This window comes from Proteus mirabilis HI4320, from assembly GCF_000069965.1.
Classification (GTDB): domain Bacteria; phylum Pseudomonadota; class Gammaproteobacteria; order Enterobacterales; family Enterobacteriaceae; genus Proteus; species Proteus mirabilis.
Window position 1 is genome coordinate 2,713,484 of the sequence record NC_010554.1, and the last position, 24,568, is coordinate 2,738,051.

20 protein-coding genes are annotated in these 24,568 nt (G+C 43.7%); 8 read left to right on the forward strand and 12 right to left on the reverse strand.

Annotation, left to right across the window (positions count from 1 at the left end):
- Positions 1–149 precede the first annotated feature (149 nt).
- From PMI_RS12255 to PMI_RS12275, 5 genes are all read right to left on the reverse strand, one after another.
- On the reverse strand, positions 150–5,120 hold the full coding sequence (locus PMI_RS12255) for an Eco57I restriction-modification methylase domain-containing protein (RefSeq protein ID WP_012368392.1): 4,971 nt from the start codon (positions 5,118–5,120) through the stop codon (positions 150–152).
- A 2-nt stretch (positions 5,121–5,122) separates the two neighbouring features.
- Positions 5,123–8,008, reverse strand: coding sequence for a DEAD/DEAH box helicase (locus tag PMI_RS12260; RefSeq protein ID WP_041707155.1), 2,886 nt, complete (start codon positions 8,006–8,008; stop codon positions 5,123–5,125).
- 104 nt (positions 8,009–8,112) lie between these two features.
- Positions 8,113–9,036, reverse strand: coding sequence for a WYL domain-containing protein (locus PMI_RS12265; protein ID WP_012368394.1), 924 nt, complete (start codon positions 9,034–9,036; stop codon positions 8,113–8,115).
- 317 nt (positions 9,037–9,353) lie between these two features.
- Entirely contained in the window at positions 9,354–9,653 is a 300-nt protein-coding gene (locus PMI_RS12270) for a hypothetical protein (protein ID WP_012368395.1), read from the reverse strand.
- Positions 9,654–9,740: 87 nt separating this feature from the next.
- Positions 9,741–10,646: a 3'-5' exonuclease gene (locus PMI_RS12275; RefSeq protein ID WP_012368396.1), complete on the reverse strand. Its 906-nt coding sequence runs from the start codon at positions 10,644–10,646 to the stop codon at positions 9,741–9,743.
- A 656-nt stretch (positions 10,647–11,302) separates the two neighbouring features.
- On the opposite strand from PMI_RS12275, the gene umuD reads away from it, so the two are divergent.
- Together umuD and umuC are read left to right on the forward strand one after the other, a co-directional pair.
- Positions 11,303–11,752, forward strand: coding sequence for a translesion error-prone DNA polymerase V autoproteolytic subunit (gene umuD, locus PMI_RS12280; protein WP_012368397.1), 450 nt, complete (start codon positions 11,303–11,305; stop codon positions 11,750–11,752).
- A 7-nt stretch (positions 11,753–11,759) separates the two neighbouring features.
- The gene (gene umuC / locus PMI_RS12285) at positions 11,760–13,028 is read left to right on the forward strand and encodes a translesion error-prone DNA polymerase V subunit UmuC (RefSeq protein WP_012368398.1); all 1,269 of its coding nucleotides are present in this window, start codon (positions 11,760–11,762) and stop codon (positions 13,026–13,028) included.
- A gap of 10 nt (positions 13,029–13,038) precedes the next feature.
- Here the strand turns inward: umuC and mobI are convergent, their stop codons facing one another.
- The gene (gene mobI, locus PMI_RS12290) at positions 13,039–13,482 is read right to left on the reverse strand and encodes a conjugative transfer protein MobI(A/C) (protein ID WP_041707100.1); all 444 of its coding nucleotides are present in this window, start codon (positions 13,480–13,482) and stop codon (positions 13,039–13,041) included.
- A gap of 464 nt (positions 13,483–13,946) precedes the next feature.
- Between mobI and PMI_RS12295 the strand changes: the two genes are divergently transcribed.
- The 3 genes from PMI_RS12295 (at position 13,947) to PMI_RS12305 (ending at position 16,436) form a co-directional block, all read left to right on the forward strand.
- The gene (locus PMI_RS12295; RefSeq protein WP_012368402.1) at positions 13,947–14,921 is read left to right on the forward strand and encodes a ParM/StbA family protein; all 975 of its coding nucleotides are present in this window, start codon (positions 13,947–13,949) and stop codon (positions 14,919–14,921) included.
- A 125-nt stretch (positions 14,922–15,046) separates the two neighbouring features.
- The gene (locus PMI_RS19370; RefSeq protein ID WP_162097663.1) at positions 15,047–15,193 is read left to right on the forward strand and encodes a hypothetical protein; all 147 of its coding nucleotides are present in this window, start codon (positions 15,047–15,049) and stop codon (positions 15,191–15,193) included.
- A 1-nt stretch (position 15,194) separates the two neighbouring features.
- Positions 15,195–16,436: a tyrosine-type recombinase/integrase gene (locus PMI_RS12305; RefSeq protein WP_012368404.1), complete on the forward strand. Its 1,242-nt coding sequence runs from the start codon at positions 15,195–15,197 to the stop codon at positions 16,434–16,436.
- A 16-nt stretch (positions 16,437–16,452) separates the two neighbouring features.
- Here the strand turns inward: PMI_RS12305 and PMI_RS12310 are convergent, their stop codons facing one another.
- Positions 16,453–16,647 carry a helix-turn-helix transcriptional regulator gene (locus tag PMI_RS12310; protein WP_012368405.1) on the reverse strand — a complete coding sequence of 65 codons (195 nt, stop codon included), beginning with the start codon at positions 16,645–16,647 and terminating at the stop codon, positions 16,453–16,455.
- Between the two features lie 1,043 nt (positions 16,648–17,690).
- Between PMI_RS12310 and abiEi the strand changes: the two genes are divergently transcribed.
- Both abiEi and PMI_RS12320 read left to right on the forward strand, forming a co-directional pair.
- Positions 17,691–18,227, forward strand: coding sequence for a type IV toxin-antitoxin system AbiEi family antitoxin (abiEi, locus tag PMI_RS12315; protein ID WP_004249304.1), 537 nt, complete (start codon positions 17,691–17,693; stop codon positions 18,225–18,227).
- A complete protein-coding gene (locus PMI_RS12320) occupies positions 18,217–19,137 on the forward strand; it encodes a nucleotidyl transferase AbiEii/AbiGii toxin family protein (protein WP_004249303.1) in 921 nt (306 codons plus the stop codon). The genes abiEi and PMI_RS12320 overlap by 11 nt, the downstream gene beginning before the upstream one ends.
- Before the next feature lie 311 nt (positions 19,138–19,448).
- Here the strand turns inward: PMI_RS12320 and rimI are convergent, their stop codons facing one another.
- Entirely contained in the window at positions 19,449–19,895 is a 447-nt protein-coding gene (gene rimI / locus PMI_RS12325) for a ribosomal protein S18-alanine N-acetyltransferase (protein WP_004245652.1), read from the reverse strand.
- On the reverse strand, positions 19,864–20,274 hold the full coding sequence (locus PMI_RS12330) for a DNA polymerase III subunit psi (RefSeq protein WP_004245653.1): 411 nt from the start codon (positions 20,272–20,274) through the stop codon (positions 19,864–19,866). The genes rimI and PMI_RS12330 overlap by 32 nt, the downstream gene beginning before the upstream one ends.
- Before the next feature lie 129 nt (positions 20,275–20,403).
- Here PMI_RS12330 and rsmC point away from each other — a divergent pair, with 129 nt between their 5' ends.
- Entirely contained in the window at positions 20,404–21,417 is a 1,014-nt protein-coding gene (rsmC, locus tag PMI_RS12335; RefSeq protein ID WP_012368406.1) for a 16S rRNA (guanine(1207)-N(2))-methyltransferase RsmC, read from the forward strand.
- A gap of 116 nt (positions 21,418–21,533) precedes the next feature.
- Here the strand turns inward: rsmC and PMI_RS12340 are convergent, their stop codons facing one another.
- The 3 genes from PMI_RS12340 to PMI_RS12350 all read right to left on the reverse strand — a co-directional run bounded on the left by PMI_RS12340 (position 21,534) and on the right by PMI_RS12350 (position 24,157).
- Complete coding sequence (locus PMI_RS12340; RefSeq protein ID WP_004245657.1) at positions 21,534–21,797, reverse strand: DUF1435 family protein; 264 nt, start codon at positions 21,795–21,797, stop codon at positions 21,534–21,536.
- Positions 21,798–21,980: 183 nt separating this feature from the next.
- Positions 21,981–22,523 (reverse strand): GNAT family N-acetyltransferase, encoded by a 543-nt coding sequence (locus tag PMI_RS12345; RefSeq protein ID WP_012368408.1) that lies wholly within the window; start codon positions 22,521–22,523, stop codon positions 21,981–21,983.
- Positions 22,520–24,157: a Na/Pi cotransporter family protein gene (locus tag PMI_RS12350; protein WP_004245660.1), complete on the reverse strand. Its 1,638-nt coding sequence runs from the start codon at positions 24,155–24,157 to the stop codon at positions 22,520–22,522. The genes PMI_RS12345 and PMI_RS12350 overlap by 4 nt, the downstream gene beginning before the upstream one ends.
- Between the last annotated feature and the right edge of the window lie 411 nt (positions 24,158–24,568).

Here is a 24,568-nt window from a genome sequence, read left to right on the forward strand (position 1 = left end):
GCGCTGTTTTCTCGCGGCGCTATTTTCTCACGATGGTTTCTTTCGTTATTCTATTGGCTAAATGCAAGTGATTCGGCGGTTCGAGCGCCGTGGTCGAAGCCTCGGCGCTCTTGCCTACATTATTCAGCGAATGTCTAACTGAGCTTCAACTAGGCAAAACGCTCACTAAACACCGCCCATGCGGTTTCGTAGTCTTGCTCACGGTCGCACTTGTCGAATGGGGCGATGTATTCAATAGTGCGTTCAACCGGCCCGCCGGGTTGCGTGTCATCCATGTAAGTTTTGTAAACCTTGCCGGATTTCAGTTCGCGAATATCTTCCCAACCGAGCGCTACATTGCTCTGCGTCCACGGCTCGGCTGCACTGCCCTGCCCGCTGGTTTTATCGGCAAACACGCCATCTTCAATCGAGAGGGTAAACCCGTTTTTCTTATTAAACTTACGGTCTAAACCTACGCCCACCAAACCTTTTGAGGCGGTAAACACAATACGGCCAGTTCGGTCGTACCAAGTATCCGCCTCGTATTGACGCATTACTGGGAACTGAACACGGTAGATGGTTTTGAGCTCTTCCAAAGTCATACCCAACGCCATTGCTACCAGCACATCGATTTCAACTAAGGCTTGGCGGCGTGCGTAATCGGTACGTAGTGCACAATCGCGACGCCATTCTGCGGTTAGGTTTCTAAAAAAACGGTTGGGAAGACGAGAATCCTCTTTTGCCCAAGTTTCATTCTCAAACTGCGCTTTAAAGCACTTACCCCACAACTCTTGATAAGCTGTTGTTAAAGCAACCAAAGCTAAAGAGCGCAAATGAATAGCCACGCGATAAATATCATTTGAAAGAACTGGTAGCTGATTGATCAACGTTGTATTAGCATGCCCCATTCCTGTACTTTTAACGCGGTAATCGATTGGAACAGATAACGTCATACCGAAATAATCCAACAAGTCAGCATGGCGTTTAAACACCGTTCCTAAACAAGTGTTTATATGGCCAACCCTTTTTGGAATTATCGTTGAGATCATTGTTCGCTCCGAAGATGGCCCTATCATTTCACGATTCACAAATCGATAGTAATCTGTCACGGGTCTTGGCTCTGGCATTTCTTCCGGTTTTGCACCCTTTTCCTGCCATGCGGCCAAATCGGCTTCATCTATCCAAGGTACTTTGGGGGTACGTCGCAGATATTCTGCTTCATCGCAAGCTGGGACATAGTTGGTACGAGGGAGGTAGTTGTCAGGTATCGTTTGGAGATCGACAATATCGTAATGCCCTTTTTCGGTACAAATTGCTCTTGGCGTTTTATAGACTGGCGTGCCTACATAAAAATGTGGGCCAGATAACACAAAACTACCTGTGTGATCAGGATGACAAGTCTGTCGTTCTATTGTTCCGTCTTTTTGGGCGTTCACTTCGTTCCAGTGTTGAGTGGTAACGAAACTTTTTCTTATACAGGATAGTTTTTTCGGCTGACTGGCTAATTTTTCTAAAACGGACAGTAATTGGGTAGAATGTAAAGCAGGCAATCTGGCTTCAAGCGAAGGGGTTCCTTCTTCGTCATAAAGTTGAGAAAACAATTTTAGTGTATCTTGATCAATAATTAATAAGCGATTTTTATGCCCACTCTCATCCCAGTTCCCCTCATCATTCTTAATTCCTCCTACTATTCCTGAGCCATTATGGTGGATTGATAAGTCTAATGTTTTTGGTAAAAACAAGTTAGACACGTTGATAAAATCGACGGTGTCATTCTCTCGGGATGTAAATATGTTTACGCTATACTTATTTCGATGCCCTATTGGAAATAGCATATGTTGATTTTGAAATTGAGCATGTAGCCGCAATCGTTTATAAATCTCAGCTCTCAACCTACCACCATTGGGGTCGTCATATACACCTTCCGGATGCAACAATCCCGCTGTGCCATTTTTACTTCCAATAGACCAAGATAGTGGTAAAAAACATTTATATAGATTCGCTTTACTACCCTTGAGCTCAGGATAGTTCGCCAAACTATTTAGAAAGTTTTGTGTTGCTGATGCTTCTTCATATTCAGAAAAATACGCATGTTCTAGCGCAGGCATCTGTAGCAGCATTTCTTCACGTAGAGTATTTAGCTTGGAAGCGGAAAACTTACGCAATACAAATTGTGGCTCAAAATCACCCATAATGCCGCTTTCTTGCCATTCCACTCTCAACCAAGGTGGGTTACCAAGAATCAGATCAAAACCGCCGTGGTCGGCAAAAATATCGGCAAATTCCAGTTCCCAATGGAAAAATTTATAGCGCGCGGCCAGCTTATCCACCAGCGCTAAACGCGGGAAGACCATATATAAGAAGTCTTTATTGACGGTACCGCTGTTATTGGTGGCAAACAGATCTTGCGTTTGAGACTCTGCCATTTCATCGAACATACCTAGTTGGCCAGAGCCAGATTCAACAAGATTAAGACTTGCTGTTTCTGCATAGCCTTCGAGTACCTGCTCAATTTCACCTAGGTATTCCGCGCGGCTTGGCAGATCATCGGCACTCTCCATTGGCCAAAACCACAGCGCACACCAGTAATCCATCACCATTTTTAAGCGCGGGTAAACGGCTGAACCTGACTGCTGTGATTGACTCAGTAACTTATCTTTATCGTTGGTACTTGAACGCTGTGCTGAGCGCGCGGAGTTTGGCCAAATTTGCAGGTTATCGGTGGTGATATTGCGCTCTTTTCGGCGCTGCTCAACATGCGCTTGCCATAGCTCATCAATTTTTTGGCAGATACGTTTTAGCTGATCTTTTTCTTCCATGCTAAACGAGCGAACAAAGGTTTTGCGCCATGCATTGATGGTGGCAATTTCTGTTGGCTTAAGCGCTTTTACCACTTTATCACTGTAGTTTGCCATACCGTTATCGGGCAGCAGGTAGTGATAAACCTCATGCGGACTGCGCGCTTCATTATGGCCTAAACGTTTTGGCTCGATGTTTAACCAGCTTGGGTCTTTGGCTTTTGTGTAAGTGAGGTCGCCAGTCGAAAACACCTGGCGGCGTGCGCCAATTAATGAGTTACCATTGTAAAGCTGATAGCCAAACCAAGGTACAAAGGCTTCATCGCTAATGGCGTTAAGCCACAGCGAGACTTCCGCCAGCTCGACGGCGACGGGGTTTAAATCCACACCGTAAACGTTGTTATCGGCGATGTACATTTTTACCCGTTGCAGCTCTCGGGTGTATTGCTCTTGCGGTATACGGGTATCTTCTGCCAGTTGTTTTAACTCAAGGTACTTTTCAGCCAGCTGATTTATCGCTTCGTTCAAGAACGCCGCGCTGCCCATGGCTGGCTCACACACTTTGATGGTGAGGATTTTATCGGCCTGTTCCGCAACGGTTGCGAGGGGTTCGAGCTGCTCTTTATACAGCTCTTTCAGCGCATATTTCACCAATGACTGAGTGAGCACTTCTGGGGTGTAGTACGAGGCCGATTTTTCACGATCTCGCCCCGCCATGCGGTAAATAAAGCTGCCTTTCGGGTGGCTGAGTAAGGTGCCATCTTTGCGAAATACCTTTTCATCATCTTGGTATTCGGCCAACTGCTCGGCACTGACAAAGTAGCCTGTTTCCAGCTCATTGAGCTCTTCCCCAGCTTTTTTCACTTCATATAAGTCGGTTTGAGCAAAAAAGCCACGGTAGGAAAGCAAGGCTTCATACACGGCGCCCAACTGGTTAATCCCCAACTGCGCGTAAGAGATGCGGCCACGACGCTTGCCTTTGCCTTTTCCTGGGCGGCTTAACGACATTAACTTGATCACGCGCTGTAAGGTTTCGTTACGAAATACCACACGCGCCAAATACGGCATACGCGCGTCATCGAATAAGTGACTTTCAAGTTTGCGGATGGCAAAACTTTTCTGAATATCATCAAATAAGCTGCTCTCGCTATCGCTCTGTTTGCTGTTGCCAGCAAAGCCTTTGGCCACGAGACGAAATAGCATCTGCAAGCTGTCGTGAATATAGCGACCATTGCGCGATTCTTCGGTAGAGAGATCCACCATTTCCAAATCGCGTAGTGCTTCTAAACTGTACCCTTTGAGGTAGACATCGGAGTTTGTCGGTGCGTATTTTAGCTCTGGCCTTGCTTCGATATAGAACAAAAACAGCATGCGATACATGTACCGTAAGCATTCAAGGCTTAGTTGGCTGGCATCAATGTTGTTTTTGCCGTCGTAGGTAAACCCTTTTTCAATCAGCTGTTTTGCGGCTTCATCCCCCAACAGCTCAATGGATTCACGCAGCGCGTACTTGAGATCTTCGGATACTGAAAACGCATGCTTGTGTGAGCTTTCATCTAAATTATCCAGTAGGTTCTGACCTTGCTGTGGGCAGATGGAATCTTTATGCAAAAGAGCAGCCATCGCTTTGAGAGTATCGCTCTCTTTACGACCAAGAATCTCTTCTAAATCAAAACGTAACAAACGGTTTTGCGCCCACTTGGTACGATCTAGCAACAAGCATTGGCGATTGCCCAATAACAGCAACCAGCGAGGTGGCTCCGGGGCGCTAAAGATTTTTTTCGAAATTAAGTCCTGCCAACTCAGCTCATCACCTTGCTGTGTTTTTAATAGAACCTTACGCTGTTCTGGTTCGAGTGCTTCTAACTGCTGTGATAACAGGGGCAATGACAGTGGGTCAGCGCAGTCATCCATGGATGGATCATGGGCTTCGAGGATCCATAACAGAGGCAAACCTTGATGGTCTTGATAAGCCGACAAAACCGGTAGCTGACCGTTTTCTAGCAAGACTTGTGTTGGTTTTATCTCAAACCCGAGCGCATGCAAGATGGGGCTCCAACGCGCACGCTGATTACTAAGGCGTTTGTTGATGTCTTTAACACTGAGATGCTGATTTAACTCGCGAAAGTACTCACCGCTATAACTTGCCAGCTGGGTGTGAGGTGCACGATAGCCACGCTGCGGTTTACCACCTTGCTCTTTTTCCGCACGTTCAATTTCGCGGGCTTGGTTTTCTTTTTCTAACCACTGTTCTAATACACCACGAATATCACCGACAAACACTTCGCTCAGATAATGGTGTGAGTAAAAGTCGTTTTCGTTGTAAATACCAACCAATGCCATGGTTATAGCCCTTCCGATCCGGTTAATACTGCCACCAGTTGAATGTATGGTGAGGTTTCTGTGGTCATGGTGTCCTCGATCCAGCGTAAATATTCATCGAAGATCTGTTCAATTTCCCGTTGGCGCTGTGCTTTTTTGTCATTAACGATTTTTTCTGCTTGCTTGCTATCGCCAAAGTCCAGCTCCAATTGCTTCATTTGCTTATCGCGTAACTTATCGAGTTTTTCCATCTGCTGATTGAGCTTTTGATTTAACTCGGCTTCTTTTTCATTACGAAGTTGTAGCAAGTATGGGCGTACTGCATCGATCGCTTGGCTTAAAAGCGCTTCTTGGCGCTCGTGGCTGCGTTCACCGCCTTTATTAGACAGCACTTGCTGGTGGAATGGGTAACGCTGAATAAAGTCTTCAAAGCGCTCAATGCCCGTGAGTTCACCGTCCTCAAAACTGACCACCAACCATGGGTTGACTACCGGGTGTGATTTACGGTTCGGAAACAAGCCAGAAAGCACAAAGTGATCTTCATAGCTTTCGAAAAGTGCAGGCATGCGCAGCACTGGCGCTTGGTGGCGACCAAACGCGCCCATCATTTTATCGCCCAGCCACTGTGAAACCGGGTTTATCGGCCAGAGATATTGGATTTTCGGCCAAGCCGTTTGCTCACTGCGACAACGTATAATTTCCTGGTTAATCACATCAAGCCGGTTACTCAAATAGAGGGTATGGTTGTTCTCTTCTTTGGGCTGTATTTCCGTAGGTAAGAATTTAAAACGCTGACGCAGGTCTTTAGGGGCAAATAACGAAACAACACCTTTGTTGTCCACTTCGTATTTGAGCTTTTGTCCCTGCTGGTTAAGATACTTCAGCGCGTGCTCACAGTAATCGATATCGTCTTTAAACAAGGAAACAGCTTGGGCCGTATCATCGCCTTCTTGCGCATTGGACACGTCGTTTGCGAAGCCTGCAAACAGGTCTTCTTCTTGCTGCTCACTATTTTGGCTGTAGAAGTTGTCAATCCAGTCCGCAGGGTCAAAGCTGATGTCATCGCTCATCATCTGATCAGCAATTTGCGCTTCTTCTTCTTCTTGAGAATACGCACGAGTAAACTCCGAACTATCACCAATGTTTTTCTGCGCCTGATCGTCTTTATTGATCAGCACTTCCAGTACGCGGGTATCTCCGCTAATTCGGGGATTGTCGCTTTGCGTTAGCAGGTAGCGGATTTCTGGCTGGTGTTTCTGTCCATAGCGATCGATACGGCCATTACGCTGCTGGAAAACCATCAACGACCAAGGCACATCAAAGTGGACCATTTTGTGGCTGAGGTGATGTAAGTTGATACCTTCTGATGCCACATCAGAACAGACTAATAGGCGCAATTTCGAGTTTTCTTTGCCAAACTCCTCCACGACGCTCATGATATCCGTGTCTGACATGCCACCATGTAACTGGGCAATAGCTCCCACAGCTAAACCAAAATCTTGCTGCAGATTTTGATACAGAAACTCTAGGGTTTTGATGCTTTCGGTAAAGATCACTAAGCGGTCATCGGTTTGGCTTTTCTTCCACTGAAGATCTTTTTGCATCGTCGTAAGTAACTGTTGGTACTTGCTAAAACTGGCTTTATCGACGTTGCGCAAAGCGGATGCGAGATGTTCAAGCTCATTAATGTCTTCTTGATAATCGACATCACTAGTGTTCTTAAGCTTCTGTTCTAATTTTTTTATGCGGTTTTCAACAGTAGACAAACAAGCCATTGGGCTGGAAAACAGTGCCTTTTCAAGCGTTACTTTAAATAGTTTGGTGCCTTTGTTACCCGACTCTAAGCTGCGCAGCGACATTTCGACTAAGCGACGATAAACCTCTTCTTCTTGTGCGCTGGCTTTGGCATAGACTCGGTCAATGTGCCGTTCTGGAAACTCACCCACCATTTGGTCTTTGACGTCTTTCTTAAAACGGCGCACCACTAGATTTTTATCTTTAAAATCGTCGTAACTGTAATCACTAGGGTTGGCAATGGCGGTTGCGTCCAGCATGTTCATCAAGCTAGCGAAACTTTCAGCCTTGCCATCGTGTGGCGTTGCAGAAAGCATCACTAAGGTATCGCTACGACGAGCCAGTAATTTGGCTAACTTACTGCGCTGCGAGTGTGAACCACGTTCTGCTACGTTGTGCGCTTCATCAATGACTATGATGTCCCAGTATGCACTCTCTAGGTAATGGCGATACTCGACATCTTGCTTGAGCGTATCTATCGAGATAATGGCTTTATCGTAGTAGTAAAACGGGTTGTGATTAGTGGGGATGCGATTGCGTACCTGCTGAATCCCGGTTGAATCAAGACGTGTTAATGGAATAGAAAAACGGCTCCAAAATTCTTTTTGGAACTGCGTCAACATTGATTTCACCGCTAAGACAAGAATACGCTTACCTTTACCACGACGAATAAGCTCTGACACTAAAATGCCAGCTTCAAGGGTCTTACCCAAACCCACGGCATCAGCAATCAAGATACGTTGACGAGGCTGCTTTAACACCATTTTGATCGGGTCGAGCTGGAAAGGTAATGGGTCCATCGCCGCTTTATGACCAAGATGTACTTTCTCATCTGTTGGCACCCGTTGGCGCAGCATACTTTCGATGTATAACTTGGAGGCGCTATAGCCCGAGGAGTCATCCTCTACCAATAGGGTATTTTTGGGGTCTAGTATTTCAATTTTGTTTTCCAAACTCGTCAAGAATCGCCCTTCTCGACCGCGTACTAACTCGGAAATCCCTTCACAGGTTATCAGCAGACCACCATCTGAACTGCTGTCGACTTTTTGAATTACCCATTCAGCATCGCGTATCACAATGCGCATGCCGGGAGCATAATTGACTTGTTGGTTTATCATTAATGTTCCTTTAAAAGAAAAACATCTTTTCCGTTTTTTGTGTGCTTGGCAACCTGTGACCTCATAGGCAGTCATCTAAGAATCAATGATTTACTCACCGACTAACTTGTAATTCCCGGAGCTAGCATGATGTTTTTAACTCCATAAAGTGTTGCTCTGTTCTTTAAATACAATTGAGCTCCACCATCTTTGAGTGTGGCGTTGGTAGAACAATCCACATTCCATTGTCTGAGTAAGTAGCCTGCCGATGCCGCTCTAATCTCAACCTTTAGAACGCCCCCCGTCATGCCATAATCCAGCTCAATCGCTTCGCTGTGCTCAATACGTGGGTGCGGCACTAACTCAAGTTCAACAAATCTGTTCCATTGCCGGTCTTGGGTTTCAAGTTCGGCTTCAGACAGCGTGGAGTCTTCAAGCACAGCCGCTGCTTTAATTCGGGTCAGCACAAAGTCACGGAACTCGCCATGCTTGCGGTCAAAACCACGAACATGCCAACGCAGGCCATTGTCCACCAGCGTATGCGGAACAATTTCACGCGTTGTTTCACCACTCGATAACGACACATAGGTGATACTCAAGGCTTTGCCTTTGTGTATGGCCTCGGTGACCTTCGCCACTATCGATAAACTCGGCTTGTTAAGGTGATAAGGCGCTTCACAAGCCAATGGTGGTTTTACCTTGCCAGTGAAGCCATCTCCGTATCCTTGGCTAATGGTTGCCAGAGTTCTCACAACGTCGTACTCGAACAGGGGCTCAAAAGCTTCACCACGCTTATGTAATTTGAGCTTTTGGTCATACTCAATGTTGCCTGGCGCAAGCTCTCGATACATTGTGAAGTCTTTCGTTGCTTGTGCAGCGGCTATGCTGAAGCGATCGACTAAATCAGCTCGCACCGCTTCGCCCTTAAACAATAAAGTGAAATCGATGTGGGCAATGCGATCCCTGGTTGCTTGTGGCAACTGCGCTATCTGCAAAAGCCTATCTGGCTTCGCCACTACTGTTTGTTTCAGACCATCATTTGTCATGCGTCTTGTTTATCCAATTCAACCAGATTCTTAAAACTCTGTTTATAAAGTACGGTCAGACATCGCGTAATCACATTGAATAGTGTCACTCAATGCTGCTCTTCATCCGCAATGACTTAACAATCTCTACCGGTTGAAGCTGGACAGATGGCCATAAAACACTGAATAGGCTTCAACCTAATTAATTTTATTAGGTATCATCCTATCACAAATTATTTTGTAGGGAAGACTAAGCGGCAACTTTTTGATCTGGATTGCAATTGCCGCTCAGGTATCGGTGTGAAGACCTTGTTTCGTGTCATTGGTGATAGCCGAGTTCAATGCGCTACCCGAACCAGTGGCACCACGATGTTACCGCGATGAGATACCCCTTTGTCCGTCTTTGTAGACATCAGGGCTCGTTGCTCACTCTCCCGAATGCGCCTGGCAACTTCTGCCTGAGCTGGTAGCAATGGCAGCATCCCTTCAGCAATCGCGTCCGGTGCAGATTCTTGGCCACAGGACATCAAGTGCTTCCATGGATCTTTAAGAAAGCGCTCGAACGTGATGCCAAATTCAATGATGCGGGCAGAGACGAAGATTTCGCCCCAGTATTCAATGTAGGTGTCTTGGTACATGGAAAGATTCCTCTTTTTGGTTAAACCATGAGTTCACTTTCCATTTTCCAGAGGTTTTCAAATATGCAAGGCTTACCTTGTAGAGAGCTACAAAGCTTTAAATCGATTGCGGGCATCTTTGTAGTCATAGTGGGCATGTTCTGAGCCACGATGATACAAATCATCTAGGTAAGTTTGTTCCTGCGGCAACTCGTCTTCGCTGATTTCGCGCCACCAATGTTTGTTGGCACCTTTCACACCGTCATGCCAGCGGTAACCACGCTCTTTTAAATAGTCCTTTACGTCAAACGGCGCACCAAACGCACGAACTAATACAGTTCGCCTGTCTGCTTCAGACAACAAGTTTGCAACGGACTCGGGCAACAAATAGAACAACCAGGCCATCGCCAAACAATCGGTTGCAGCTCGGTGTCCTTCATAGAACCAACCTAAGCGAAGCAGCAGGTACTCAAGCTTTCTACTTTCAAAGCCCAGTGCTTTCCAATCTATGCCACTGGCTGAACAGGCCCAAGATAGATGGCCTAATGCAGCAAACCGATTTTCAAAGAAAGGACGATCAAACTGTGCATTGTGTGCAACCACCAGCGGATCATCGGATAACCAACTCGCTACCAGTGAATCATCAATGTGCTGGCCTTGAACCATATCATCGGTGATACCGGTTAACTCGGTAATCAGCTCGGGGATTGGCTTGCCGGGATCTTCATACAAGCTGATCAAATCAATAATCGACACAATCCGCTGAGCAGAGGGGCTGTAAAGCACCTTAACCATACCAAGCTCAATAATGGACTCATCATCGGCAGACAGTCCGGTTGTCTCTGTATCGAGCAGCACCATTGGCTGTTCATCACCGACCATAGGAGAAAGTTCAAGTGGCCAGGACTGCGGCTCACGCGTTAATGGAATACGCTCCAGCAATCTAAAATCTTCTGGTCTTTCTGGGATATCCGCGAGGCGCTCTAGCGGAAATGGCGCAGGGGCTCTTGTCATTGATGGTTCCTCTTCAATTCTATTGTTCGCTTTAGGTTATTTCACTGTGCCCTGTCCGTTTATAAACGCATTTGTACAAAATGCACATTGGATACCTCAGCGTTTTTTTAATCTTTCTACTGGGTGACCCCATGTATGAAGGCTTTGACTAAGCCTTTCGGAAAGCCTTAGCTAAACCGTTTAGGTAACCCTTACCGATACCCTTTACGTATGGCTTAGCCAACCCCTTTTCAAACGGTTGCAAAAGGCTTGAACTAAGTTCGACTGAACATTTTAAAGATGCTCATGACTTCGCTTTAAGCCAGTAAATTCAATACGAAGCAGAATTTTACTAACTGTTTTTAAACCCTTTGCAAAGGGTTCAACAAGCCTTGTTTGACGGTTACTTGACCCATGCGTTAACCAGTAGCAGTAACAGGATCAGTAACAGAAACAAGAGCAGTAGGCAGAAGCAGTATTGTCCAAGCCTTGCAGGCTTTGACGAGGGCGAGCGATCCCCCACATCTAGTTTTTCATCACAAAAAAGAAATCACCCACGACACAACGTCTTACTCGAACAACTACAGTTTTACCTACAATTTTACTTGTAGAAATCAGCATAGCATTAGATACTGTATAAATAAACAGTATCAATTGTGATTTTTTCGAGGTTCGTCATGAGTGTCTCGCTGATATGCCGTAGCGGCGCACTTGCCTTCATCAAAGCCAAGCGCCTTCGTATTCCATTGTTTATGGAACGTGTTTCTGCTGGTTTTCCCTCACCAGCGCAGGATTATGTTGAGCAAACGCTCGACCTCAACGAGCTGTGCATCAAGCGACCGGCTGCAACCTTCTTTGTGCGTGTTGAAGGTGATTCAATGATTGATGCTGGGATTCACCCAGATGATATTTTGGTGGTTGATCGATCTGTCCAAGCCGAACACGGTGACATTGTCATCGCGGGTATCCATGGTGAACTCACGGTAAAGGAGCTTCAACTAAGGCCGTGCGTCATGCTGATCCCAAGAAACCAGGCGTATGAGCCCATTCATGTTTCTGAAGGGACAGAGTTAGAGATATTTGGTGTGGTCACCAATGTGGTGCGAAACATGCGCCGCAAGTCGTGACTATCCCATGCCAGTATTTGCCTTGGTGGACTGCAACAACTTTTACGCTAGTTGTGAGAAGCTGTTTCGTCCTGATTTAAAAGATACGCCGGTTGTGGTGCTGTCCAACAATGACGGCTGCGTGGTTGCACGGTCGCGTGAAGCTAAGTTACTCGGTATTAATATGGGCGTACCCGTCTTTCAAATCAAAGCTGAAATGCAGCGCCATGGTATTTTGGCATTCTCGTCTAACTATGCGCTGTATGCAGATTTAAGCAGTCGAGTGATGCGCACTTTGGAAGAGATGGCACCACGAGTAGAGGTTTACTCCATTGACGAAGCGTTTTTGGATTTAACCGGTATTGAGTCTGTCCTATCCCTTGTCGAGTTCGGACAACAAGTGCGAGAGCGCATAGGCCACTGGATTGGGATCACCGTTTGTGTAGGCATTGCACCGACTAAAACACTCGCCAAGCTGGCTAACCATGCCGCCAAGAAATATCCCGCCACTCAAGGGGTTGTAGATCTAACTAATCCAGATCGGCAACGTCGATTGCTCGCATTAGTCCCGGTTGATGATGTTTGGGGCGTTGGTAGACGGCTTTCAACGCGATTAAATGCTCTGGGTATCACCACAGCCCTAGACCTCGCCAATGCCTCTCCTAGAGCCATCAGAGACCAGTTTTCAGTGGTTTTAGAGAGAACCGTCAGAGAGCTCAATGGTGAGTCGTGCATTGAACTTGAAGAGATCCCACCAACTAAGAAACAAATCGTCTGTAGCCGTTCATTTGGCGTAAAAGTAACGCAATTTGAATTGTTACGTGAAGCTATATGCGAATACGCAACCCGCGCCACTGAGAAGCTACGCAAAGAACAGCAGCAAGCCAAAGTGATGACCGTGTTCATACGTACCAGCCCCTTTAAGGACAACGAGCCGCAGTACAGCAACTCTGCATCGGGTGAATTGCTAATCCCAAGTTGCGACACGCGGGATTTTATCGAGCTGGCCAGTCACTTACTCAAGCGGATATGGAAGGATGGTTTTCGTTATGCCAAAGCGGGCATCATGCTGTCTGACTTTTACGATCCTGGCATGTTTCAACCAGGACTATTCGATGACGTATCGACCCGCTCTAATAGCCAACAGTTGATGTCTGTATTGGACACCATTAATCAAAGCGGTGCCGGAAAGGTTTTCTTTGCTGGACAAGGTACGAAGAAAGATTGGTCGATGAAGCGAGAGCATTTGTCTCCCGCTTATACAACACGCTGGGACCAATTACCGCGAGTGAAGTAGCGCCGATAATTCAGTAGGCATTCACTCTGCGACGCAGCATGTTGAGCTTATCAACTTGGCGTCGAACATCACTGAAGAACTCCTCTTTCTCCATGGCCAGCGCTAGCTCCCATTCTTTGGCCAAACCTTGGCAGTCCAAAAATGAGTATCTCAGCTTCGTCTTTGAGATACGCAGCCCCTTGCTAAAGACCACGCGTTTGCCTCGTTGACCGTGAAAACTGTTGATGTACCACTCTATGCCAAAGCCATACTTAAAGTCTCTGATACGGACACCAAGCAGACCCCAGTCTTTAAAGGGCTCATTCTCACGAACCTTGTAATGGGTAACCCAAAAGTCATCAACTTCAGCTCGTGCCAGCGCTTTTAGCCTGTCCGTTTCTTGCTGAAGTAAATCTGATACCTCTACTTTCCATTGTTCATTGACGATTTCTACCAAACCAATTTCCCCATCCAATTAACCCCAAAAGCCAAAACCACTATCCGTTTGGCTTTTGGATCGAAACGCCAAACGTAAAACTGCCGTAACAATCACTGTTTGGCGTCTCGATATAAATCAACTCGCGCAATCCCATACCTGACAAGGGATACAATCCGATTTCACTTAAAAAAGCCTGAAAAGACGTATCGCCATGAAGATACAAACCGTTTGGCGAGTTCAGGCCAGAATGCAAACGACGTTTGGCGTCTCGATTTTTTTGGCTCAGTCATCCGCCGCAAAACAGAGCCTATTCTCATACTTTTGCGAAAATGCAATCGGCAGATAGATGAAAGGATTTGTCACCTTTCTGCCCACCGCCAGTGCACCGAATCCTGATAATGACATTTGAGTGAACCGCCAGAGCACTTGGAAATGCCCAAGCGTGAACAGCGCGGTTGATTGAAAACCGTTAGAGCACTTTGAGTGCACAGGAGATAAGTATGTTTGTACTAGGCGTAGATATCGGTTACTCAAACCTGAAGCTGGCAATTGGCCAATCAGGCAATGAACCGAAAACCATTATTCTGCCTGCGGGTGCCGGTCCTGCGGATCGTATGCCGGAGCGTATCGGTGGAGGCGATGATGAAACTTGTTTGTATGTGTCTGTCGATAATGAGCGTTGGGCCGCTGGTGTGCCTGCTGGACGCCTTCAAGGCTGGGAACGAGAGCTTCACCCGGAATATCCCACCACAAAAACCTATAAGGCGCTTTTTCATGCCGCCTTGTTAATGGCTGAAACAGAATCCATCGATTTGGTTGTCACTGGATTACCGGTTTCCCAGTTTCATGAACCACAACGTAAGTCTGACCTTGTGCAGCGTTTAAAAGGTGTCCATCAAGTGACGCCAAAGCGCAGCATCACCGTTCATGACGTCAAAGTGCTGCCGCAGCCTGCCGGTGCCTATATGGATCTGGTTCAAACAGGTGGTGATTTGGGCTTGATTGAAGAAGGTCGCGTCGTCGTCATAGATCCCGGCTTCTTTTCTGTTGACTGGGTTGCCCTTGAGGCCGGAGAAATTCGCTACAGCTCATCAGGAACCAGTCTTCAGGCAATGTCCGTGCTACTGGAAACTATTGATAAGCTGATTTCGGAAGATCACGGTGCCAAAGTAGGTATGGATCGACTTGAAAAAGCCATGAGAACCGGCGACTTGCAGGTCCTGCTATTTGGAGAAAAAGTCGATATTTCACCTTATCTGAATGCTGCCATGAAAAAGGTAGCGCCAGTTGCTCTTACAGCCATGCGCCAATCTATGCGCGACGAAAGCATTAATGCGGACTTGGTATTGATCGCCGGAGGTGGAGCCTTGGCTTATAAGGAAGCGGCCAAGGAGATTTTTTCACGAAGCAAGATTATCGTGCCGGAACAGTCTGTTTTGGCGAATGTCCGAGGCTTCTGGTTTTATGGGGCATGATCATGAGAGTTGTCGTCAACATTCCCCCAGGGAGCCACCCTGAACTGCTCAAAGAATTGGAAAAGACGCCACCACGGGAACGCGCTGAGCGTCTGCGGATGCTGGCCACCTTTGGGTTAATTCACATGAGCCAACCCAATCTATCCACGGCATCTGTACCGGTGGATGGCCATGCACCAGATGGTGAAGTGACTTCTATGAGTACAGCGCCAGAACCCAAAGCAGAATCACGTAAACAATCATTAAAATCAAAACTAGGGATGGGCTTATAACATGGCGTTATCAGTTAGCTGGCTCGATGCCAGGTTAAATAAAGAAGCAAAAGAAACCGTAGTAAAAGCCGACCGAGATGGGCTAAGTGCTCGGGTATCGCCCAAGGGCAAAATTGTTTTTCAGTTTCGTTATCGATTCGATGGCAAGCAACAGCGGGTAGACATAGGTACTTACCCACTAATGAAGCTTGCTGAAGCCAGGAATGAGCTGGATAGGTTAAGGGCGGTACTCGACCAGGGCAGAAACCCCAAGCTCTACCTACAGCAGGAACGGGCTAAGTATTCTGCCAACCAAAGCTTCGAATCGATTTTTCGAGACTGGATAGACTCTGCCGGTAAGCAAGGGCTAAAGGAGAAAACGTGGCACTTCCAAAAACGCAGCAGTGAAATATATTTGCTGCCCCGACTTGGCAAGTACCCATTAACTGACATCAATGAACTGTCCTTAAGAAACTGTCTTCGTGAGGTTTCGGAGTCGTCCCCTTCAAACACAGAACGCCTAGTGTCTGTACTGCATAAGTTCTATGACTGGCTGATTGATGAACAAATTTTGGAAATTAACGCTGCTGCTGGGATCACAGCAAAGAAGGTTGGCGGTAAAAAAGGAAAACGAACTCGGGTGCTAAATGACAACGAGATCAGGATACTTTGGCGCTATTTGCATGAGTCAAAAATCACTGAGAAGAACCGCATCTACATAAAATTGCTTCTGTTATTGGGAGGCCGTAAGGGAGAACTCATTCAAGCTGAAAAGCATCACTTTGACTTGCAATCTGCAATGTGGACAGTGCCCATAGAGATCCGCAAACAAGGTGAGAAAATTGGAGCGCCGATCATGCGGCCATTGATTAAGCCAGCTATTGAGCTGATTGAACTGGCGATGCAGATGAGCAAATCAACCTACTTGTTTCCCGCGAACGGACAAGAAGAGCTTGCCACAAATGGCTTTGATACCACTATTCCTAATAATGTGAAAATCTGGGCTCGCAGATCGCTTGGTATTGAGATGGAACACTGGTCTATGCATGATCTTCGCAGAACGATGCGAACGCGAATGTCTGCCATCACGACGCAAGAAGTTGCCGAGTTGATGATTGGCCACAGCAAAAAAGGGTTAGATGCTATCTACAACCAATATCAGTACCTGGATGAAATGCGTCATGCTTACGACGTTTGGTATCAACAGCTAGAAACCATCATCGAACCGACAGGCTTTCCATTCAACTGGCGTTTCGGACAGTAAAATAAAAGAAAGAGGCTCAGTCCTCTTTCTTCTCATACTCCTCCAAGTCTTCAATGTGCCACAGCTTGTTTCGTGTATTTCGGTTGATACGAGGTTGCGGCAAGCTGCCATCTTTTATTCTTCGCCAGAGCGTCGTATAGCTAATGTGGTAACGAGCCATCACTTCGTAAGATGTTAGAAAAGGGGTTATCTGGTGCGCTACTGCTGTCATCTGCATTCTCCTGAAAATCAATGTAAAGCTATCATCGCCTGATTCATCACTTGTTGATGGTCAGAAAGATGCATGATTTGTTCAGAAGATCAGCCTTATCAAAACACAAATGTTGCTATTAGGTACTTTTCAGCTCAAACCTATGAATAACAAGGGCTACAAGGCGGTTTGTGTCATGAATAGCAATCAACATGCCTAACGTGAAAAATTTGTACACACTGTTTGTACACTCGCAACGATGACACATCAAAAACCACAATGACGAACCGTTTAAATTCATAAGCTTACAAACATAAAACTAGAGATGATCGCATTTATTCCGCTTTTGTAATGTCGAAACCAAAGTACCAAAAGCAGAAGGTACTTTCTTCATCAAACCCAGTAACCACAAGGCCTACAGCCAGATTTGTGTCATGGAATTTTCGCCAAAGGCCTCTAAAACGGAATTTGTACTCAAGTTTGTACACACTTTCCGAGGTTACGCTTGAACATCATTGAAAAGCAAAGAAACGAGAAAAAGACAAAAAGCCTTTAAATTCAGTACGTAGAGATGTGATTGTGGTGTGCAATGAAAGGTGGTTTTAAGCGTTGAAAGGCTGGGCGGCATCAGGGTGGGAAATAATGGCAAAAGTTCTACGACGAGCAACTTCTTGCTGAAAAATAGGATTAGACATCAATAGTGATCTTCTAGTTGATAAACAAGTGAATGCACTGCACTGAGATATTTCTATAACGACTTATTAAAGTGACTATAAAGCACATTCACCCGTAAGTTAATCTTAGTTGGCGCTTATTTTCGCCTATCTTGGCTTTATAAACAATCAATGGTTATCTATTTATTCTCAGCATTGTACCAATGCTCTGTTGTCGTTGTTTGTAATCGTTGTTTTTTTAGCTGATGAACATCCTTTTAATCCTCCCCATAAATAAAGTAAACAAATTTGATCCTTTTTAGTGTCATTTTTGTTTACTTGATTCACACCAAAATTAAGTATACAGTTATGACATGTTTAAGTGTTATTTTTGATAACTAAAGGTGTATTGTGAAAAAGATTGAGGCAATTAAAAAGCTCTTAGAATATGACAAGCGCGGTCGCTGCGTTTTTACTAATTCAGATCTGGCCAACATCTTTCATCAAGATAATGAACGAGCATTGCGTGCAGGAATTAAACGTTTGCAAGACGATGGCTTACTCACTAGGATCATTAATGGTGTGTACTTATACAATTTAGCGCAGTCAAAAGGCAGCGATACGTTGGAGCAAATTGCTAAAACTATTCGACGTGGGGAATATAACTACATTAGCTTGGAGTCTGCCCTTTCTGATTTTGGTGTTATTTCGCAAATTCCAGTAGATCGCTTAACTGTTATGACAACGGGACGTTCCGGTGAATTCAAAACGCCTTTGGGTACAATTGAATTTACACATACAAAACGAGCTCCAATCGACATTATAGAGAATACCACTTTAGTCGGCAGACCACTTAGATTAGCAACAAAACAAACTGCATACAGAGACTTAAAACGAGTCGGCCGAAATACACATTTAGTAAGCAAGGAGGAACTATATGAAAATTGATCAAGAAAATTTCGCGCTATTGGTGAATAAAGCAATGCAGGTCGGAAATGTATCTCACATGCGTTCCGTGATAGAGAAAGAACTCTTACACTACGATATTTTATTTGCGCTAGAAAAAGGTGGACTTCTAAACAAACTGACTTTTCAAGGTGGCACTTCATTACGTCTTTGTTATGGTGGTAATCGTTTCAGCGAAGATCTGGATTTTGCTGGCGGGAAGGATTTTAGCTCAGCAATGTTGGCAGATATGAAACATTGTATAGAAAAATACATTGGCGAACGATACGGGCTAGAAGTAACAGTAAAAGAACCAAAAGATCTAAAGCAAGATCCTAAATATTCTGAATTGAGCATTGATAAGTGGCAAATAGCAGTAGTGACTTCTCCTGAGAGAAAAGATCTACCAAAACAAAAAATCAAAGTAGAAGTGGCAAACATTCCAGCCTATACAAGAGAGCCCCAACCTCTGCAAATAAACTATGATTTTTTGCCTGATGGATACAGTGATATGCTAATTTTGACAGAAAGTTTGGATGAAATCATGGCGGATAAAATCATTTCTTTGCCAGCCACTACAAGGTATGTCCGCCACCGAGATATATGGGATTTAGCTTGGTTACAGCAACAAGGCGCGACACTCAATATGGACTTAGTTAAAAATAAGGTATCAGATTATAAACTTGAGCACTTCAACAAAATGTTGGAAAACTTTCTCGAACGACTTCCTAGTATTGTATCTAGTGAAGCATTCATTGCAGAAATGAAACGTTTCTTACCAACAGATGTATTTGATAGAACCCTCGCTCAGGATAAGTTTCAAGTTTACCTGCAAAATACTTTGGCGAAACTATTTAAAACTGTGAGTAACGAATTACTAGGCAAGGTCACTAATAGTGAATTTAGAATGTAAATTAATAAATGGCTCAACTTGATGGGATTCACTTCAGTATTTTCCTATCTTAATAGGCTTTTTATAAACTAACGATAAATTTAAGAACTAAAGTAAACATGCGTTTTACTTATTTTAACGCCCTTCATATTGTCTTTATTATTCTCACAATATGTTTTACTAAATACCCCTTGTAACTAAAGTAAAATTATTTACCAAAATATCCATTAGGTAAAATTTAAATAAAAGAATAAAAGTCTACTCACTTCACATAAAATAAAAAAAGACGCCTAATAGAAGACGTCTTTAATTTAACTTAAATAAGTATTTAATTAGAATTTAATTGGATAAGCCATGATTATCGCATCTTCTTTTCCCGTTGCTGTTGGATAATAATTCTTACGTACAGATACTGAATTAAATCCTATAGATTCATAGAGATTAGATGCTTTTTGATTGGATTCTCTTACCTCAAGCCATAATGTAGCAATATCTTTTCTTTCAATATTATCAATAAGTTCTAATAACAATGCTTTTCCATAGCCTTTACCTTGATAATCAGGATGTATCGCGATATTAAAAAGCGTTGCTTCATCTAATATTAATTGCGTAATAGCAAAACCTACCATAATATTATCAATGCAAATTTTTAGATTAAAATAATGATCACCTTGGTTACTATAGAATGTTTCTTCGCTCCAAGGGAATGAATGACTTAGTTTTTCAATTTCCCATGCTAAAGGTAAATCAGCAGGGTTTAATGGGGAAATGGTCTTCATGTTGATAGATTTGTTTCCAAAGATCGCGTTTTGCATTGGCATCAAAATATAATTGATGTAATGAAGGGCTTCTCAGAGAAGTATATTGAGCAGGTAGAGTGATATCAGTACCTAATAGCCAACAGGCTGGTGTAAATGATCCTGTGAGCAGGCTCACATCCTCTGAGGTAATACAATAGATTTCACTTTTATCTATTCCCATAGTGCTAAAAATATCAGAGAAAAGCCCGTTATTTAGATCAACAACATCATCAGTAATGATAAGTAAACGAGTGGTATCCGGAAATTGCACAGAATGTTCGCCTTTTAATACAGCAGGCTTACGAAGTACCCATTGACGAATTCCAAGTTGGGCTAACATTCTGTCTTTACGGCTCATGATATTTACCTATCAAGTGTAGAACAACGGTACATAGTATCAGAGGGCATAAACTACGCCAATAAATAGCGTCAGTTTCTTTATATCTGATATCATGCGTTTTATGTTTTTTAAGGAGTAATAATCATAATGTCCTCATTGTCCCCTGCCAGCGAAGTTATTCTTCGTCATCTAGATCATTTCGCAGACAGGCACGTACTCATAGCAGGTGATCTTCAAGACACGCTAGCATCACAAATTCAGGCCAAAAGTGTTAGAGCCTATACAAATCAATATCACCAGTGGCTACCGCTACTCAAATCCATGGGTGATAATGCATTTTTTGGTTTAGCGGCAGATCAATCATTCGTAAAATATTGCGACACTTTGATTTATTTTTGGCCTAAGAATAAGAATGAAGCAACTTTTCAGTTACGTAGCTTATGCGCAAGTTTATCTGTCGGGACTGAAATCTTCATCGTCGGCGAAAACCGTAGTGGTGTAAAAAGTGCTACGGAATTAATGAATGGTATAGCAAAGCTAAAAAAAATAGATTCAGCACGTCGTTGTAGCCTCTTTTTTGGTTCACTAACCTATCAAACACTCTTTGATCGAAATAACTGGTGGCAAACTTATCGTTATGACGATTTAACGGTGATGGCATTACCCGGTGTTTTTAGTCAAACCGCATTAGATGAAGGCAGCCGATTATTACTCTCTACATTTGATGATGCAATGGTAGGTGACTTACTGGATATGGCCTGTGGTTGTGGGGTGATTGCCACGGTATTAGGCAAGAAAAACCCGATGTTAAAACTCACACTCTGTGACGTCAATGCAGCCGCTATTTCATCCAGTATTGCCACGTTAAATGTTAATGAATTAGAAGGACGGGTTATTGCAAGCAATGTCTATTCTGCGGTAGAAGAAACTTATGATTGGATAGTCTCTAATCCTCCTTTCCATGATGGCTTAGGTACCAGCTATCAAGCTGCAGAAGACATTATTCGTCTCGCGCCTAACTTTTTGAAAAAAGGCGGTAAACTGCGTATTGTTGCCAATGCTTTCTTACCTTATCAAGATATTCTTGATCACGTGTTTGGCTCTCATGAAGTGCTTGCATCAACAGGTAAATTCAAAGTTTACCAAGCAACCAAGAAATAGTAATCACCAGCACTATTATAAAAACCGCCAGTAATTGATTTTTCAACTACTGGTGGCCTTCGGTATTTACTTCCTTTTTATTATCAGCAGGTTATCATGCCTTTATTTACGGTTATCTACCCATGATAGGTTAAAAAAAAGGTCATTAAGCTATAGGTGATCACAACGCCGGCGGGGATCATCACCCACATTTGTAATTTCTTATGAAATAACATAATGGTAGATAGCAACATAGAAATAACAAGAACCAATGTAAATGCTGCTGTTCCTGCAATAGAGTGGGTGATCACAGTAAATAACGAAGCAACAGCCAACATTTCCCATAAACTAATACGAGATGTCCAAGAAGAGACAGAGGAGATACGTGTTGATTTAGCCATGAGAGCCACCATCTGTTAATGATAATGATTTTCATTATTATATAACACATTGGTTAACTCAATGTCTATCAAGAAAAAAAAGTAGCCATACCCTTAATTTTAAAGAGGTTAAACAAAAAACGCTTTACCGCTGCCAACGATAAAGCATTTTAGAGTCATCAAATGATGATGTAAAATAAGTGATTAATCTTCTTTATTAAAATTAAGCACTAAATGAATATCTTCAGGCTCTCTTTCATAAAGCTCAGTATCAGGCACATCAATTAAACGACAGCCCATATGCTGATAAAAATTAACACTATTTTCAGAAGGCGTTGAGGATATATATAATCCGCTAGCCCCTTTTTGCTTCGCATATTCCACACAATAATCAAACAATATACGGGCTAATCCTTGCCCACGCTGCTGGTGGCTAATATGTAAGAAAGAGAGCTGTAACAAGGTGTTATCTTGGCCTCGCCACTGTGGATCAACACTGGTAGCAGCGACTAACTTGTCATCTTCAAAGACTCCCCAAAAAGGGGCACCGCGCTCAGCGCTTTCAAGTAAAACAGGGGTATAATGTTCTGCCTCACCTTCAGGCCAGCCTTTCATATCAAAACGCTGTTCAGATAACACCAGTTGCCCTTGTTGTAAAACATATAGCCTTTCAATCAATTCTGTTCTATCAATTTCCCAAACGCGAGGGATTTCATTATGTGTTAATAGACGAATATTTTTTTTCATTGTTGAAGATTAACCTGTTCTGAAGAAGATCCGCTCCGCTCTAATGCGTGGTAAGCCACTGCACAGAATAAGGAGTTCAACCGTTTCATATCACCCAACAAACTGGTATGCAGCGAACTGGTTTCAATACTTTGCATATTATGCAAATGAAGACGTTCTACATGAGCAAACGAGTAACGTTGGTTGAGTAAACGGAATCGATGTTTTGCTCGGCGTAATTTACGCGCATGCTCCATATTGCCGGAAACAAACACCGACATCGCCAGATTCAGATTACTTTGCAGACGCTCAAGGAGTGTCTGTAATTCACGACGTCCTTCCTCCGATAAATTTAAGTGATGATCTAAACTTTTATTCACCACCTCACCAGACATACGCGCTATGATAGCGGAAGATTGTTGCAAATTCATCGCGGTATCAATAATTTCTGCCCAGCGACGAGAGTCTTCAGTACCAAGATCATGCTGCTGAATTTGTGCCATATACAATTTAATACTGCTATGGAGCAATTCCACTTCCTCTTCTAGCTGGCTAATCTCCCTTTTTTGCAGACGATCCCCTTCCATTAAGGCTTGAAAACGTTGCAACATCTGTTCAACCACATCCCCTAACCGTAATGTCTCTCTGACTGCATTAGCAATAGCTAAAGAGGGAGTATCAACGGCGGATGGATCTAAATAACGAGGTGCAACTTCTGTCCCAGTAACGGGTAATTCCGGCACTAATTTTTGACATAATTTCGCCATTGGCCCCACAAACGGCAACATCAACACACAGCGCACTAAGTTATAAATCACATGAAAATAGATAATCACTTCCGCAGGGGAAAAATCATATTGTTGGATTTTTGTCGCAATGATGGTGATCCACGGCAATACCAGCAAGGCGCCAATTAATTTAAAAAACAGACTTCCTATGACGACTTGACGTGAACTAATACTTTGACCACGACTACTGATTAATGCCAACAATCCACTACCAATATTAGAACCAATAACAATACATAAACTAATATATAAAGGCATAAAGCCTGTTGCACTTAATGTTGCGGTAAGTAATACCGCCGCTAAGCTTGAATAACTAACCATCGCAAAAATAGCGCCGACCAATAGTGCTAAAATCGTATCCCCGCTCAAAGAGGTAAAAATAGCTTGTACTGCACTGGCATGGGTTATCGGCTCAGCAGAAGTCACAATCAGTTGTAATGCTAAGATAATTAAACCAAGGCCTATTCCCACTCTACCCAGTTGCCCGATACGCTCTTTTTTACGACTTAAAAAAGTCATGACACCCAATAAAATCAGTAACGGTGATAACCACGAAAGATCGAATGTCAGCACCCGCGCCATTAGCGCTGTACCCACATCAGCCCCTAGCATAATCACCAAAGCGGGTGTAATAGAAATAAGGCCTTGAGTGACGAACGAAATCACTAGCAATGCCGTAGCATTACTACTTTGTACTAAGGCAGTAACACCGACACCGGCAAGAAAAGCATTCGATTTTTTATTAATACTTTTACCTAAAATTCGGCGTAAATCAGAGCCGAACACACGCATAATACCGGTGCGAACAATATGTGTTCCCCAGACTAAAAGTGCCACGGATGAGAGTAAATGAAGCAGTGTTAGCATAGAAATTAGTCACCTTATTTTTTATCGTTGTTTATTGGCTCATTTCTCCTTCAATGCCATAAAAAAGAGAGAGATCCTACGCAGATAACCATATCTGAAAAATGATTTTTATAGATAACGCCCTAATCAAAACGACGTTATTAGGCAAAAAGATATTGCGACTTAAGTGCAATAATCAATGGAGAAGTTAAGAATAGTATAAGAATATCATTGTAAATTCTGTTAATTATAGCAAACAAAAAGTAACTTTCAAAATTAGACTGTAAATAACGTCTTGATTTATTATCGTTTTCTTATTTTTTGTAAAGAAATCATAGAAAAAAACGCGACTTGAGGGTATCTCTCTAAGTCGCGTGAAAATACAACAATTTTAGTAAGACAATTCAACTACATTTCAGACAGACTACAATT